10 protein-coding genes are annotated in these 16,027 nt (G+C 44.4%); 4 read left to right on the forward strand and 6 right to left on the reverse strand.

Annotated features, from left to right (window positions below):
- Nucleotides 1–216: 216 nt before the first annotated feature.
- Complete coding sequence (infC, locus tag H6G06_RS23075; RefSeq protein ID WP_190564401.1) at nt 217–750, reverse strand: translation initiation factor IF-3; 534 nt, start codon at nt 748–750, stop codon at nt 217–219.
- A gap of 363 nt (nt 751–1,113) precedes the next feature.
- Between infC and H6G06_RS23080 the strand changes: the two genes are divergently transcribed.
- On the forward strand, nt 1,114–2,019 hold the full coding sequence (locus H6G06_RS23080) for an alpha/beta fold hydrolase (protein WP_190564402.1): 906 nt from the start codon (nt 1,114–1,116) through the stop codon (nt 2,017–2,019).
- Between the two features lie 66 nt (nt 2,020–2,085).
- On the opposite strand, the gene H6G06_RS23085 is transcribed toward H6G06_RS23080, so the two are convergent.
- On the reverse strand, nt 2,086–2,439 hold the full coding sequence (locus H6G06_RS23085) for a BON domain-containing protein (protein WP_190564403.1): 354 nt from the start codon (nt 2,437–2,439) through the stop codon (nt 2,086–2,088).
- Between the two features lie 516 nt (nt 2,440–2,955).
- Between H6G06_RS23085 and ilvN the strand changes: the two genes are divergently transcribed.
- A complete protein-coding gene (gene ilvN, locus H6G06_RS23090; RefSeq protein WP_190564412.1) occupies nt 2,956–3,474 on the forward strand; it encodes an acetolactate synthase small subunit in 519 nt (172 codons plus the stop codon).
- Nucleotides 3,475–4,087: 613 nt separating this feature from the next.
- A complete protein-coding gene (locus tag H6G06_RS23095) occupies nt 4,088–9,202 on the forward strand; it encodes an ATP-binding protein (protein WP_190564404.1) in 5,115 nt (1,704 codons plus the stop codon).
- Nucleotides 9,203–9,362: 160 nt separating this feature from the next.
- Here the strand turns inward: H6G06_RS23095 and opcA are convergent, their stop codons facing one another.
- From opcA to fbp, 4 genes are all read right to left on the reverse strand, one after another.
- Nucleotides 9,363–10,739 carry a glucose-6-phosphate dehydrogenase assembly protein OpcA gene (gene opcA, locus H6G06_RS23100; RefSeq protein WP_190564405.1) on the reverse strand — a complete coding sequence of 459 codons (1,377 nt, stop codon included), beginning with the start codon at nt 10,737–10,739 and terminating at the stop codon, nt 9,363–9,365.
- Nucleotides 10,740–10,917: 178 nt separating this feature from the next.
- Nucleotides 10,918–12,447, reverse strand: a complete 1,530-nt coding sequence (zwf, locus tag H6G06_RS23105; protein WP_190564406.1) for a glucose-6-phosphate dehydrogenase — start codon at nt 12,445–12,447, stop codon at nt 10,918–10,920.
- Nucleotides 12,448–12,630: 183 nt separating this feature from the next.
- Nucleotides 12,631–13,776 carry a transaldolase gene (tal, locus tag H6G06_RS23110; RefSeq protein ID WP_190564407.1) on the reverse strand — a complete coding sequence of 382 codons (1,146 nt, stop codon included), beginning with the start codon at nt 13,774–13,776 and terminating at the stop codon, nt 12,631–12,633.
- A 195-nt stretch (nt 13,777–13,971) separates the two neighbouring features.
- Nucleotides 13,972–15,009, reverse strand: coding sequence for a class 1 fructose-bisphosphatase (gene fbp, locus H6G06_RS23115; RefSeq protein WP_190564408.1), 1,038 nt, complete (start codon nt 15,007–15,009; stop codon nt 13,972–13,974).
- A 368-nt stretch (nt 15,010–15,377) separates the two neighbouring features.
- Here fbp and H6G06_RS27630 point away from each other — a divergent pair.
- A partial coding sequence (locus H6G06_RS27630; RefSeq protein ID WP_190564409.1) for an RNA-guided endonuclease InsQ/TnpB family protein occupies nt 15,378–16,027 on the forward strand: 650 nt, incomplete at its 3' end.

Raw genomic sequence — 16,027 nt, forward strand, 5'->3', positions numbered from 1 at the left:
CAGTTACTGAATGGCAAAAGTCCTGAGCATCTGAGTATTATCTTTCCCACTCAGAAGTCAGGACTATCATTTTGAAATAAATTTACACTCAGAGGACTGGGGATTGGGGATTGGGGATTGGGGACTGGTTTAACTTACCTGATTTTCCTCATGTTTCCCATGTTTCCCATCTTAGTATCTTTTAGAACTATTAATCCCCTCTATCCCCTCTCTAGCTTACTTCTTAGGTGAGATTAACATCATCATATTTCGCCCTTCTTTCTTGGGTGCTTGCTGTACCTCACCAAACGGTTCTAAGTCTGTAGCCATACGCTTTAGTAAAGTCTCTGCTAAGTCACTATGCTGGATTTCTCGACCCCGGAACATCACAGTAGCTTTGACTTTATCACCATCTTTGAGGAAGCGTTCTGCTTGCTTGACGCGTACATTATAGTCGTGTTCTTCTATCTTGTAGCGCATCTTCACTTCCTTCACGTCAGCCGTGTGCTGCTTCTTACGGGCTTCCCGCGCCTTTTTTTCCTGCTCAAACTTATATTTCCCGTAGTCCATGATTCGACATACCGGCGGGTCAGCTTTGTCACTGAGTAGCACCAGGTCTAGCTCTTTTTCTTCTGCTAGTTGTAGTGCTTCATGCGGTGGCATAATTCCCAGTTGGGCACCATCATTGTCAATGACCCGAATTTTCGGGAAGCGAATCCGTTCGTTAATTTGGGGCAGATCGCGGGTTCTTTTTTTCTCAATCACAGGCATTATGATTTTTGGGAGCTCTTTAGTTAAGGATTTGGCTTGGTCTTAGTTTACTTAGTTTTGTTTGGTATGCCCACAGAAGGCAAAATACGGAAATGACTCAAAACTCAGAAATGAGTCCATATATTTAGGGTAACTAATCTATGCAATAGTTGGTTACTCTGTTGTATTTGTCAATTCTACTCACTTTGTTCTGATTTCCCTACAATAGTTAATGTAAATTACACAAATTTGGCTAAAGTTAATTATTATTACAATTATAACTTAGTTAACTCTCTATTCCCATTACCAATCACCAATTACCAGCCTAAACTAGATAAGTGGCAAGTAGATTAGTGTTTCCAATGGATTCAAGTGGAGGCAGATGTGGTAACTGGGTTATCTTGGCAGCAGCGAGTAGGTAATCAAAGAGATTGGCTTTGGAGAGGTTGGCAAATCCGCTATACCTACATCCGTCCTAGTCACAATTACCAAAATACAACACCTTTAATCTTGCTACATGGCTTTGGTGCTTCCATTGGTCATTGGCGACACAACTTAGAGGTTTTGGGCAAATATCATACAGTTTACGCCTTAGATATGCTAGGTTTTGGCGCTTCCGAAAAAGCCACAGCTAACTATAGCGTCGAACTCTGGGTAGAACAGGTTTATAAATTTTGGCAGGAATTTATCCGTCAACCAGTCATATTAGTAGGTAATTCCATCGGTTCTTTAATCACCTTAGTAGCTGCTGCTGCCCATCCTGATATGGTGCAGGGTATAGTGATGATGAGTTTGCCTGATCCAACCTTGGAGCTAGAAGCCCTCCCTACTTTTTTACATCCAGTAGTCAGAGGGATTAAAAATATTGTTGCTTCGCCTTTACTCCTCAAACCTCTTTTTAAGCTAGTACGGAAACCAAGTTTACTACGAAGCTGGGCTAGTCTTGCTTATGCTAACCCCGAAGCTATCACAGACGAACTCATCGACATTTTAGCAGGACCTCCTCAAGACAGAGGCTCTACCCGTGCTTTTATTGCCCTCTGCAAAGCTGCAATCGATGCAAATTTTAGTCCTAGTGTCAAGAAAATATTGCCAAGCTTAACAATTCCCATGCTGTTAATTTGGGGACAAAAAGATCGATTTGTTCCCCCACTCTTAGCTGGTCAATTTGCTCGGTGTAACGAAAAATTAGAAATCCTCTATCTCGAAGACGTGGGTCACTGTCCCCATGATGAATGCCCAGAACTCTTGAACCAGGTAATTTTGGATTGGATTAAGCAAAATAGGTAACTGGGGACTGGGGACTGGGAACTTGTGACTGGGAAGAATACCCAATTACCCATTACCCATTACCCATTACCCAACCGTAACTTGATTGGTGTCAACAGATGTAGCTCCATGTACAGAACCTGCCACAGAAATCATCTTGTTGAGAATATTCTGACTGGGAACTTTGCCTTTTAGTACCACAGTGCTACCTGTCTGAGCAACCCAGAGGGTATCAACATCATCAAGCTGGGCATCTTCATCAAACGCCAATGTCACCCGTTTGGCTAAACCGCTTTGGTCATATTCTCCGTTTAATCCCAGACGTTCGGGAGGGATTGTTTGAGTAGCAGTAGCTGCTGCTTGTTGTACTACTTGAGGAGTTGGATTTACTTGTGCATTTTCCGGTTTTTCCATTCCAAACAGTCTTTTTAACCAACCCATAAACAATTTCCTCCTAGTTAAAGGTTTCTAAAGTATCAGTATTTTAATATTAGACGCTGGAAGGAAAAGTAACATCTATCGCTGAAAGGATATTTACCATAAGCCACCTTTCGTCCCCTCCCTCAAAGAGTGTTTAAATGTGTTCGCGCAGCATGGCGTAAGCCATTAGCTGTGGTTTTGAGTGTGACAGAGATTTAAACGCTGCGATTAACTTAAAAAAAGAAGCGGTCAGATTGATCGTGTTAGCCTGTGGACTAGATAGTGCCGACACTTCTAGGGTGAAGCAGGAAGAAAAAGCTGGCTCTTGTTAGCATTAGTTAGCTTTTTTGGATCGGATGGTGTGATTTATGCCAAACTTCTATCCCAGGATGTAATGAGTGCATTAGAATAGAAGATTAGATCGAAAATTCAATCTAGAACCTGTGCATAGAAAGGGTGGTTATGCTGATGGTTTTTTGTGAATTTTCCAAATTTAACTAAATATTGATGCTGCTATCATCAACTGTTTTGGCGAAGATGAAACATACTCTTTCCGTTCTTGTAGAAGATGAAGCGGGGGTTCTGTCCCGCATTTCCAGTTTATTTGCTCGTCGTGGCTTTAATATTGAAAGCCTTGCTGTTGGTCCTGCTGAACAGGGAGGAGTTTCCCGAATTACGATGGTTGTACCTGGTGACGATCGCGTGATTGAACAACTCACCAAGCAATTATATAAATTAGTTAATGTCCTCAAAGTACAGGATATTACGGAAATTCCTTGTGTAGAGAGGGAATTGATGCTTTTGAAAGTCAATGCTACTAGCAGCAATCGTTCAGAAGTGATCGAAATATCTCAAATTTTCCGGGCGCGGGTTGTAGATGTGGCGGAAGATTCCCTGACGTTAGAAGTTGTTGGAGATCCGGGTAAGATGGTAGCGATCGTCCAAGTGCTACAAAAATTTGGCTTGAGGGAAATCGCCCGCACTGGTAAAATTTCTCTCACTCGTGAATCTGGTGTCAATACTGAGTTACTCAAGTCTTTGGAAGCAAAAGTTTAGTTTGGCAGGTTTTAAGGGTTTAGCATTGCTAAACCCCTACGAAAAACGTAATACCCACATCCCCAATTTCTCTAAGCAGTCGGGGATATGGTTATTTATACAACAGGGTATCAAATTCTTCCGATGTCATATAGTAGGACTCCTATTTGATTATTGAACAAGACTCAGTACACACGGAAAATCTTCTTACCTGTTCCCTGTTCCCTGTTCCCTGCCTCTACGAAAAATATGGCTAACGCCACGCTACGCGGACATAAATCAAATCGGATCACTATATTTACTTACTTTGTTACCAATAGTGAAAAATCTGGGTGATAATGGGAGCAAGGCGCTACTAATAAGGTGGAAAAAATCAGGATTAATGAACATTAATACACATTTTAGAATATTAGTTGTCGCATAAAGCAGAAATAAGTTATAAGAAAATAGGCTGAAAACCCCAGAGTTGAAACCTAAAAATCCAAGCTAATAGCAAAATATATGTGCGGCAGATGCGATGTGGCATTCTACTCCATATCAGCATCCTCATAATGGATGCTACTAAAAAGACGATAGCTCTGGATCAACCGATGCACAGCACCTTGATTCGGCGGCTGTAACTGTTACCCATGAGATGAAGCATACTAATATCTCTGAAAATATCTTTATCGGCGACAGTGAGATGGCGGCACTCATGCGATCGCAAGACTGGTCGCAAACGTCACTCGGTGCGGTTGAAACCTGGTCACAGAGCTTGAAAACAGCCGTGCGAATTATGTTAACCTCTCGCCAACCCATGTTTGTTTGGTGGGGTAACAACCTGATCAACCTCTACAACGATGCTTACAGAGCCATTCTCGGTGGCAAACATCCAGAGGCACTCGGTCAAACTGCTGCCGTTATCTGGCAAGAAATTTGGGATCAAGTGGGTCCTCGCGCAGAAACGGCACTACTCGAAAATCAGGGTACTTACGATGAAGCCTTGCTGCTGATTATGGAGCGCAATGGCTACCCAGAGGAAACCTACTATACCTTTTCCTATAGCCCTGTTCCCAATGATGACGGCAGCACCGGCGGGATTATCTGTGCTAATACCGAGGATACGTCTCGCATCATTGGGGAGCGGCAGTTGGCATTGTTAAAGGAACTGGCAGCGAAAACAGCAGACGCTCGAACATTTGATCAAGCCTGCACTCTTAGCACCAGCTGTCTAGCAAGCAACCCCTACGATCTGCCCTTTGCGATGATTTATTTGGTTGATCCTGAGCAACAGTGCATGGTTTTAGCGGGAACCTGCGGAATTGAGCGAGGCCATTTGGCTGTTCCTGAAACTGTGGCGCTCGAAGATGATTCGCTCTGGCACTTTGCAGACGTGTTGACAACCCATCAAACCTATCTGATTTATGATTTAGAATTGCAATTTCCGGATCTGCCAACCGGCGCTTGGAATCGCTCACCCTATCAAGCTGCTGTTGTGCCGATCCCGCCATCGGGTCCAACGGGTAAAGCGGGTGTATTAGTGGCGGCTTTAAATCCATTCCGGCTGTTCGATGATAACTACCAAGGATTCCTGAACCTCGTTTCGGCTCAAATTGCTGCCAGCATTGCCAATGCTCAGGCGTATGAGGAAGAACGCAAACGCGCCGAAGCTTTAGCCGAACTCGATCACGCCAAAACTACCTTCTTTAGCAATGTCTCCCACGAATTTCGGACTCCGTTAACTCTAATGTTGAGTCCCTTAGAGGAGCTATTAGCAGGGGACGAACTGCCAGAAGTGCAACGGCAGCAGCTTGTTTTAATGCATCGCAATAGCTTACGCCTATTAAAGTTAGTAAATACGCTATTAGATTTTTCTCGTCTAGAAGCAGGACGGGTACAGGCGGTTTATGCACCCACGGACTTAGCCACCTTCACCGCCGAATTAGCCAGCGTTTTTCGTTCGGCAATTGAGCAGGCAGGCTTACAGTTGAATGTCATCTGTGAGCAACTCGCAGAACCCGTCTATGTTGATCGCCAGATGTGGGAAAAGATTATCTTCAACCTGCTCTCGAATGCGTTTAAGTTTACTTTTTCGGGAGCGATCGCACTCACCCTACGGCAAGTACAGCACCAGGTTGAATTGACAGTCCAGGATACAGGAATTGGCATTCCTCAAGCAGAATTGCCCCAATTGTTTGAGCGGTTTCACCAAGTCGAGGGAGCGCGGGGAAGAACCCAAGAAGGCTCTGGCATTGGACTAGCGTTAGTGCAGGAGTTGGTGCGGCTGCATGGCGGTCAGGTACAGGTTGAAAGTATTGAAGGCAAAGGCACGACTTTCACCATCACCATTCCCACCGGAACGGCTCATTTACCCTCCAATCGAATTCAGGCCACACGAACCCAAGTTTCCACTGCATTGGGCGCGGCTCCTTATGTCGAGGAAGCCTTACGCTGGCTACCGGAAGAGGTAGGGGAGCAAGGGAGCAGGGGAGCAGAGGGGAAGTCCTATCCTCTGCCCCTCAGCCTCTCTACCCCTCTGCCCAGTTCTACACGCCTTCTCCTAGTTGATGACAACGCCGATATGCGGGAGTATGTAAAGCGATTGCTGAGTAGCCATTATGTGGTAGAAACTGCCACTGATGGCATAGCGGCATTAGAGGCTATCGCTGATCATCTGCCGGATCTAGTGCTAACGGATGTGATGATGCCGCGTCTGGATGGCTTTGGTCTGCTCAATGCGTTGCGGAGTGACGATCGCACTCGCGAAATTCCCATCATTTTGCTTTCTGCCAGAGCCGGAGAAGAAGCAAAAGTTGAAGGATTAGAAGCTGGAGCCGACGATTATCTGATCAAGCCGTTTTCTGCCCGTGAATTGTTAGCGCGAGTCGAAGCAACTTTGAAGCTGACGCAACTGCGACAAGATGCTATGCAACGAGAGCAAATCTTGCGCCTAGAAGCAGAAACAGCAAAGCAGAAAATCGAAACTATCTTGTCGAGCATTAATGATGGGTTTTATGTCCTTGATCGCAACTGGTGTTTCACCTATGCCAATGATCGCCTGTGCCAGATCATGAAAATGGAGCGCGAGCAGATTCTTCATCACAGCATTTGGGACTTATTTCCAGATACCGTTGGCACTGAGATTTATATTCAATTCCAACGCGCCTTTAATGAACAAACGCTCGTCCAGTTTGAGTATTTTTACACCACCTGGAACGGTTGGTATGAACACCGAGTTTATCCTTCCCCCGATGGACTGACGGTTATTGGTGTTGATATTACTGAGCGCAAGCATATAGAAGCTGAACTACGCGAAAGTGAAGCCCGCTTCCGCCAGATGGCAGATACCGCTCCTGTTCTGATCTGGATGTCTGGAACCGATAAACTCTGTCATTACTTTAATCAGCCCTGGTTAAATTTTACTGGACGGACGATGGAGCAAGAAATGGGCAATGGTTGGCTAGAAGGAGTCCATGCCAATGATCTCCAACATTGTTTAGATACTTATGCCACTGCCTTTGATGCTCGACAACCATTCCAGATGGAATATCGCTTGAGACGCTTTGATGGGGCTTACCATTGGATTGTAGATACAGGAGTCCCCCGGTTTACATTAGAAGGTGATTTCCTCGGCTACATCGGTTCATGTATCGACATTGAAGATCGCAAACAAACGGAACTGGAAATTCAAAAGTTTGTTTCCCTTGCCGATAACAGCACGGAATTTATCAGTATGTGCGATCTGAATTTTGTGCCGTTTTATATCAATGAAGCCGGCAGGCAAATAGTCGGATTAGATGACGTGCGGCAATACCGCGACACTCCGGTCAGGGAATTTTTCTTTCCTGAAGATCAAGATTTTATCGTCAATGAATTTTTCCCGCGCGTTTTGCGCCAGGGACGGGCGGAAGTAGAAATTCGTTTCCGTAATTTCCAGATTGGCACAGCGGTGTGGATGATTTACAACGTTTTTTTTATCAGAGACGAGAACGACCAGCCGATTGGTCTGGCAACCGTTAGCCGTAATATTACGGAGCGCAAACAAGCCGAACTCGAACGTGAACTTGTGCTTGTCCGCGAACGCCATTACATCAAGCAATTGCAAGGATTGACCACAGCAGCACTAGCAATCAATAATTCTGCCCTTTCTGTTGAACAAGTATTGCAGGTGATTACGGATCAGGCAGCATCAATCATTGATGCTCATCAGTCTGTCACCAGCATGACAATTAACCAGAATTGGGGACAGGCAATTACCGCCTTCCACTTGTCGGATAAGTATGCTCAGTGGCGGGATTACAATCAAAAGCCAGAGGGGTCTGGCATCTATGCCTTTGTGTGTCAACTGAATCACCCAATGCGGATGACTCAAGCCGAACTGGAAGCACATCCCCGTTGGCGAGGCTTTGGTAAAGAGGCAGAAAACCATCCTCCCATGCGAGGCTGGCTGGCGGCTCCTCTTTTAGGTAGAGAAGGACAAAACATGGGGTTGATTCAGCTTTCAGACAAATATGAGGGTGATTTTACTGAAGCAGATGAAGCCATCTTGGTGCAGTTAGCGCAAATGGCTTCAGTCGCCATGGAAAATGCCCGGTTGTATGCAGCAGAACAGCAAGCAAGGTCGGCAGCAGAGGCATCACGGGAAGAAGCCCAAGCTGCAAACCGGATTAAGGATGAATTTTTAGCGGTGCTGTCTCACGAGTTGCGATCGCCCCTCAATCCCATCCTTGGCTGGTCACAACTGCTGCAAAACACCAAGCTAGATGAGGCAAGGACAAAGCAAGCTCTCGCAACCATTGAGCGCAATGCAAAGCTGCAATCTGAACTGATCGAAGATTTGCTGGATGTTTCCCGGATTCTACAAGGTAAGCTCAGTCTTACAGTCAGCCCGATTAATTTAGCATTAACGATTAAAGCGGCAATTGAAACTGTGCGCCTGGCGGCAGAAGCCAAGTCCATTCAGATAGAGGTATCCCTTGATTCTAGAACAGGAAAGGTTTTGGGTGACTCAACCCGCTTGCAGCAAGTCGTATGGAATCTCCTTTCCAATGCTGTTAAATTTACACCCGCAGGTGGTCGGGTTGAGGTGCGATTAGAACAGGTTGACAATCAAGCTCAAATCACCATTACCGACACCGGAAAAGGCATTTCTCCCGATTTCCTTCCCTACGTGTTTGATTACTTCCGTCAAGCGGATAGTGCAACTACCCGCAAGTTTGGTGGACTAGGATTAGGATTAGCGATCGTGCGTCACTTGGTTGAATTGCATGGTGGAACAGTTCAAGCAGAAAGCAAGGGTGAAGGCTTGGGAGCCACATTCATACTTAGGCTTCCAGTCATGCCTACTCAGCCAATGGTAAATCAAGATCCTCAATCATTGGCACAATCTCTTGATTTAAATAGTGTCCAAGTTTTAGTAGTAGATGATGATACTGATACACGAGACTTTATAGAGTTTCTATTGCAACGATCAGGGGCAAAGGTGATTACAGCTGCTTCCGCTCTTGAAGCACTTACAGCTTTAATGCGTTCCCAACCTGATGTGCTACTGAGTGACATTGGAATGCCGGAAATGGATGGCTATATGCTGATGCGACAGGTCAGAGCTTTGCCACCAGAGCAGGGTGGACAGATTCCGGCGATCGCCCTCACTGCCTACGCCGGAGAGTTAAACCAGCAACAAGCCCTAGAAGCAGGCTTTCAACAGCATATTGCAAAACCTATCGAACCAGAGAAATTGATACAGGCAATCTCTACGCTTTTAGCTTGAACTGACACAAGCCTCACGTCTGCCAACAGCAACGATCTAGAGAGCAGAAAGCCTCTAATAATAGAGGACGCAAGAAATCTACTACTGTGCTTTCTGTTGAGCAGGAAGCCTACAGTGACGAGAAGCTTACACTGTAGGTAGTTCACGAATGAGTTATCAATTACCCATTTCCCAACTTAATAGTTTTAGTAATTACTGCCAAACTTTCCTCAAATAAAGCTTCACGTCCCCAACGTTGTACCTGCTGACTTAACAACACCTCCGGTTTTTGTTCAGCCAGAGAACTTACTTGTTGGAACAAACCAGCAGATTGAGCGCCACCTTGAGTTTCCATCCGCATACAACCGCCAGTTTCAGTACAAATCAGAGTACCGCAATTAGCTTGAGGATTAGTAGAATTGAGACGCAAAGCAATCAAATCACCGACAATTTCACCCACATCGGCAACGGGAACACCTGCTAACTCTGCTTCTATTTGTCTTTGGTCTTTAGATACAAAAGTAATGCTGGTAATATCATAATCACCGCATTCTTTTTTATAAGCAACAGGTTGCCATTCTAACCGACTCGCGAACCAACCTAAATACAATAAAGCTTGGGACGGGTTGCCTTTTTCGTAATCAATAGTTACACGGTCAATTTCTGTTAACGCTGCCCGACGTTGGGGTGCGTCATAAGCCTCAGCAGTCAACTCTTGCCATGCAGACAAACGCCGCCAATTTAAATCAGCCAAAGGTACACCTGTTTCTGCCAAATCTTGCAAAGTCAATAAATCACTTTCGGGAGAATTAAAATTACAAGAATCAACAATCACATTATTACAAACTGCGGCCAATCGCTTGAACAAAGGATTATTAGAATCTGGTGTAGCTTTCCACCACAGGAACTTAGGCAAACCACCAATTAACAAAGCCGGAATCATGCCGCCAATGCGTTCCAAAGCCGCAGCAGTACCAGTTAGAGTGATGTATTCACAACAAATCAAAGTGCTGGAAGATTGCTTTTGAATCGGGCAGTATGCCGAAACTTGCGCCTTGACACCTTCATCTTCACCGGCAATGGGGCATAAAGCGATGATGCGGCAAGGGTTACGTAGGGCAATTTCATCAGCAATGGTGGGACTGGTAGGACTGAAAGTATAGCCCATCGCTGCACCGTGACTATCTCCAGCCGCTCCACTATGCTGAAGTTTGAAGTATTCTTCCCGCAGGATAGTGATAGTTTCTGGTGTGGGAATACCGCTTTCTGGCAGTCCGTGTTGTTTTTGTAGTTCCCGTAGAGAGGCTTGGGTTTGGGGTCCCAAAATACCATCAATCGGACCGTTATAAAAACCAGTAGCTGCTAACAAATACTGGGTTTCTTCTGGTTCGTAAACAACTAAAGTAAATGTAGTCGCACGGGTAGCAGCAGGTAAACCGCCGTCTTCCCCTTGGATGCCGTAACTTTGCCAGATTTGATTGAGTTCGTTCTCAATATCAGTTAGGGAAACATCCTTGGGGGCTTGTAGGGAATAAATTGTAGAAGCTTGGGGAGCCATAGTGAATTTTGGATTTTGGATTTTGGATTTTGGATTTTGGAGTTTAGATTTTGAGATTTCAGATTAATGATTGAATAGTGAGTCTTAGTTAGTAGGTAATATTTCTTTTTCAACTACCAATTCCTAATCATCAATTACCAATCACCAATCCAAAATCTCAAATCTCAAATCTCAAATTCTAGAGTCTGCGCCAACGGCGGCCGTCTTGGTTGATTAATAATTCTGCTTCTGCAGGTTCCCATGTACCAGCTTCGTATTCGGGAACAGTGGCAGGGTCTGCGGGTAAATCCCAAACGGAAAGGGCGGGTGTGACTACGCGCCAAGCTGCTTCCACTTCGTCCGACCGTGTGAATAATGTTTGGTCGCCCATCATACAATCTAGGAACAGGCGGTCATAAGCATCGGATGTGGCTTCGATGCCAAAGGAACCATAAGTAAAATCCATATCAACGGAACGAGTGCGGAAGTTACCACCAGGCATTTTCACGTCAAAGCGGAGGGAAATACCTTCATTTGGTTGTATCCGCAATGTCAAGATATTGGCGTTTGCTTGTAGGGCGGCGGAGGGGAACATTCTGGAAGGTACTTCCCGGAAGTGGATGGAAATTTCACTCACTTTTTTCGGCATCCGCTTGCCTGTTCGCAGATAGAAAGGTACACCTTGCCAACGCCAGTTATCAACGATAAATTTCATTGCCACGTAGGTGGGTGTGGTGGAATTGGGATTGACTCCGGGTTCTTCTCGATACCCTGGAACTTGTTGTCCTTTCATCCACCCGGCGCTATATTGCCCGCGAATTGCAGAACGGGAGAGATTATTCACATCTGCTAATCGAGTGGCTTGTAATACTTTTACTTTTTCTGTACGGATACTGTCAGCATCCATTGAGTTGGGTGCTTCCATTGCGGTTAAGCAATATAGCTGCATGAGGTGGTTTTGCAGCATATCCCGCAATGCACCGGCACTTTCATAATATCCAGCCCGGTCTTCTACGCCTACGGTTTCGGCTACGGTGATTTGTACGTGATCCACAAATTGCCGATTCCACAATGGTTCAAAAATGGCATTGGCAAAACGGAAGACTAGTAAGTTTTGTACTGTTTCTTTACCTAAATAGTGGTCAATGCGGTAGACTTGGTTTTCTTTACAAACCTTCTGTACTACTTGGTTGAGGCTTTGGGCTGTGGCTAGGTCGCGGCCAAAGGGTTTTTCAATGACTAGACGGTGTTTGTCAGGGTCGTCTAACATTCCCGCTGACCCTAGCTGTTTAATAGCTTCGGGGAAAAAGTTGGGTGCAACGGAAAGATAGAACATCCGGTTTCCCCGTGTTCCCCGTTGCGGGTCGAGTTCGGCTAGGAGGTTTTTCAGTTTTTGGTAGCTTTCGGGGTTGTCGATGTCGCCGGAACAGTAGAACAAACCTTTAGAAAAGTCTTGCCAGAGTTCCCCGAGTTCGACCTTACTATGAGCTTCTTGCATTCCTTTTTGCATTTGCTCACGGAAGTAATCATGAGTCCAATCACGACGGGCTACACCGACAATGGTGGTTTCTGGGGGAATGCGTCTTTCTCGACGTAATTTGAACAGTGCAGGCACGAGTTTACGCCAGGTTAAATCTCCTGACGCACCAAAGATAACAATAATTTGGGGTTCGGCCATCCCCTGTTGTTGTAACCCAACCCGCAAGGGATTTTCTAGCAAACTGACCATAACGATTTTAGATTTTAGATTTTGGATTTTAGATTGGTAATTGGGGATTGGTGATTGGGGATTGGTGATTGGCAAAAGGCAAAAGGCAAAAGGCAAAAGGTAATTAGGTTATTCTTCCTCCCCTGCTTCCCCTGCTTCCCTTGCTTCCCAGTCCCCAGTCCCTAGTCCCCAGTCCCCAATCCCCTATACTGGTGACAATAGCTTGACTTTCCCTTCTAAAGAGTTCATTAGGGACTGGAAGGGTTGGACAAACTTGTCAATACCTTCTACCAGTAGTTCTGACATTACTGCATCAATATTGATGTTGATGTCAGAATCTTTTAAGCTTTCCATGAGGTTAGAAGCTTCTGCAACTCCTGTTTCTAGGCTATCGCTCACATCACAATGATCAGCGCAAGCTTTGATGGTCGCTGGTGGTAGAGTGTTTACTGTGTCAGCACCAATCAATTCGTTGACATACATGACATCGCTGTAGCTGGGGTCTTTGGTGCTGGTACTTGCCCAAAGCAGACGTTGTACTTTTGCCCCTTTTGCGGCTAAAGCTTGCCACCTATCACTGGCAATGATATTTTTATATTCTTGATAGGCGATTTTGGCATTAGCGATCGCAATTTTTCCTCTTACAGCCCTAAGTCTCGCTTCATGGTTAATATCATCAACGCCTAGCTGCAACTTGGCATCAATCTTTCCATCCACATTGCTATCAATCCGGCTCAAGAAAAAGCTGGCTACAGAAGCAATTTTGCTGATGTCTTTACCTTCATTCACCCGTTTCTCTAACCCGCGAATGTATGCCCAAGCTGCATTAATGTAACTTTGGACTGCAAACAACAGGGTAATGTTGACGTTAATTCCTTCAGCTATTACCGCCTCTACAGCTGGTAAACAAGCTTCAGTTCCCGGAATTTTAATCATCACATTTTCCCGCCCAATTTCTTGAAAATAGCGACGGGCTTCAGCTATTGTGGCTTGGGTATCATGGGCAATGGTTGGTGGGACTTCAATACTCACATAACCATCGAGTCCATTGGTGGCATCATAAACAGGTCGCAAAATATCACAAGCATTGCGGATATCTGCAAAAACGAGTGATTCATAAATTTTGTATGTGGGTAAACCCGCACGAATTCCTGCTTCAATGTCAGCATCATAAATGGCATTACCAGTAATTGCTTTTTCAAAAATGGCAGGATTTGAGGTAATACCAGAGATTCCTTGATTTTCGACCAAGTTTTGCAGTTCCCCTGATTGAATAATGTCACGACTCAAATTATCCATCCAGATGCTTTGACCATGGTTTTTAATCTCTAATAAATGATTGGTTGCCATAGCTATTTTTTAACTCCTATTAACGATGTTTTTGAGGGCAGTGAAGGCAGTTACTCAGTGGATGGTGACCAATTCAACCAACTGAAATACTTCTCCCACTACTATCGAAACAACGCTAGTCCTGCATTCCAATCCCAATGTGCCAATTTTTAGCTTTGATTACTGGCCATACTAGATGCTTTTGCTCTATTTCGGCTATTGCCCTTTTTGAATAAAAGACTCCACTTTAGCTACATCCTCTTTACTGCCAATAATTAAAGGTGTGCGTTGGTGCAGTTGTTTCGGCACTACATCTAAAATATCTACTGTTCCTGTGGTAGCGCGACCTCCCGCTTGTTCCATCAAAAATGCCAAAGGTGCAGATTCATAGAGTAGGCGTAATTTACCTTCTGGTTTTTGCAATGTACCTGGATAGAGAAACACACCACCTTGGACTAAAGTTCTGTGAATATCACTGACCATCGCCCCACTATAACGGGCAGTGTAACCTTCTGTACGATGAACATAACGAATATATTCTCTATATTGTTCATCCCACTGCCAGAAATTTCCTTCGTTGACGCTGTAAACTGCGCCGTGATCAGGAATTTTCACATTTTCTTCTGTGAGAATAAATTCGCCTAAACTGGGGTCAAGGGTAAAGAAATGCACGCCCTTACCTATACTGTAAACCAGCATTGTACTCGGTCCGTACAGTATGTATCCTGCTGCCAGTTGTTTACGTCCGTTGCTTAGTAGGTCACTAGCTTGACCATCTAAGTCTTCACCTTCCTGTTGGCGAATGGAAAAAATTGAACCTAAGCTGAGGTTAATATCTGTGTTAGATGAGCCATCAATGGGGTCATATAACAAAGTGTAGCGTCCAATCGGGCAGTTTTCGGGGATGTAGTAGGGTTTTTCCATTTCCTCGGATGCTAGGCGACAAACTAAGCCGCTTTGCTTAAATACGGAAATAAATACTTCATTGGCGTAAATATCCATTTTTTTCACGGACTCACCCTGGACGTTCACTTCTCCAGTGAATCCAAGCACGTCCTCCATTAACCCAGCACGGCTAAAGCGGCGAGCAATGAGTTTACCAGCTAAAGCTATGCGATTCATTAACGCACTTAAGTCTTGGGCATCGGGTCCAAAACTCTGAAGTTGTTGGAGGACGTGACGGGACAATGTTGTACAATCACGATCTAGAGCTTTATCTGTGGACAAATCTAACGGTGCTGATACTTGAGCCATTTTGGTTACTTCCTGGCAATTTGCTGTGAGGCTATGTCTATCTATGGCGGTTTTTAGTCGCTACCTCTATCTTAGAAAGGTATTTTGACCTCTTCAAAATGATTTTAGATAAACTAAAGAATTGATATTCTCTTTCCCATACTCTGTATGGGAATCAATTATGGAAGGCTCTGCGTTCAATGAAGATAGAGGTAGAAGCTCTATAATGGCATTCCCAGTCTCAAACTGGGAACAAGACAAACACAGTACCGGAGGGTTAATTAACAGTAGCTCAAAAGCTAACAATTACTACCAATTACGCACTTATGCTCCCAGCCAAAGTCATCAGCGATTGTCACTGGATCGGGATTTGGCTGTAAAATACAATCATGCTACTAGGATTCAAGACCGAACTCAAGGTAAACAAGCAACAACGTCTACTACTGGCACAACACGCAGGAGTAGCCAGACACGCTTGGAATCAAGGGTTAGCATTATGTCAACAGGTTCTCATACATAACCAACTTAATCCTGAAGACAAAATTAAATTTCCCACAGCCATAGATTTACATAAATGGTTAGTAGCAGCAGTTAAATCTACCCATCCTTGGTATTATGAAGTATCCAAATGCGCTCCTCAGTACGCATTAAGATATTTGTCAGATGCCTTTAAATCTTTTTTCAAAAAAGTTAAAGGGTTTCCTAAATTCAAGAAAAAAGGTAGACATGATTCTTTTACTTTAGATGGTGCAATTCATATTGACCATAAAAAGGTAAGAGTTCCTATAATTGGATGGATCAGAACTTATGAGATTTTACCTTTTGGATATAAACCCAAATCAATCACAATTAGTAAACAAGCTGATCAGTGGTTTATCTCCTGGAAAATAGAAGTAGAAACAAGTCAAACCCTTAAAAAACAAGAGTTTGTCGGAGTTGACTTAGGAATAAATCATTTAGCCACATTATCAACAACAGAAATATTTGATGGAGCAAAAAGTTATAAAAAGTATGAACACAAATTAGCCAGAATGCAATA

Origin of the sequence: Anabaena sphaerica FACHB-251, from assembly GCF_014696825.1 — a bacterium.
Classification (GTDB): domain Bacteria; phylum Cyanobacteriota; class Cyanobacteriia; order Cyanobacteriales; family Nostocaceae; genus RDYJ01.

Coding starts and splice junctions, on each gene's coding strand:
- infC (WP_190564401.1), bottom strand. CDS start 750: ATGCCTGTGATTGAGAAAAAAAGAACCCGCGATCTGCCCCAAATTAAC.
- H6G06_RS23085 (WP_190564403.1), bottom strand. CDS start 2,439: ATGGGTTGGTTAAAAAGACTGTTTGGAATGGAAAAACCGGAAAATGCA.
- ilvN (WP_190564412.1), top strand. CDS start 2,956: ATGAAACATACTCTTTCCGTTCTTGTAGAAGATGAAGCGGGGGTTCTG.
- H6G06_RS23095 (WP_190564404.1), top strand. CDS start 4,088: ATGAAGCATACTAATATCTCTGAAAATATCTTTATCGGCGACAGTGAG.
- opcA (WP_190564405.1), bottom strand. CDS start 10,739: ATGGCTCCCCAAGCTTCTACAATTTATTCCCTACAAGCCCCCAAGGAT.
- zwf (WP_190564406.1), bottom strand. CDS start 12,447: ATGGTCAGTTTGCTAGAAAATCCCTTGCGGGTTGGGTTACAACAACAG.
- tal (WP_190564407.1), bottom strand. CDS start 13,776: ATGGCAACCAATCATTTATTAGAGATTAAAAACCATGGTCAAAGCATC.
- fbp (WP_190564408.1), bottom strand. CDS start 15,009: ATGGCTCAAGTATCAGCACCGTTAGATTTGTCCACAGATAAAGCTCTA.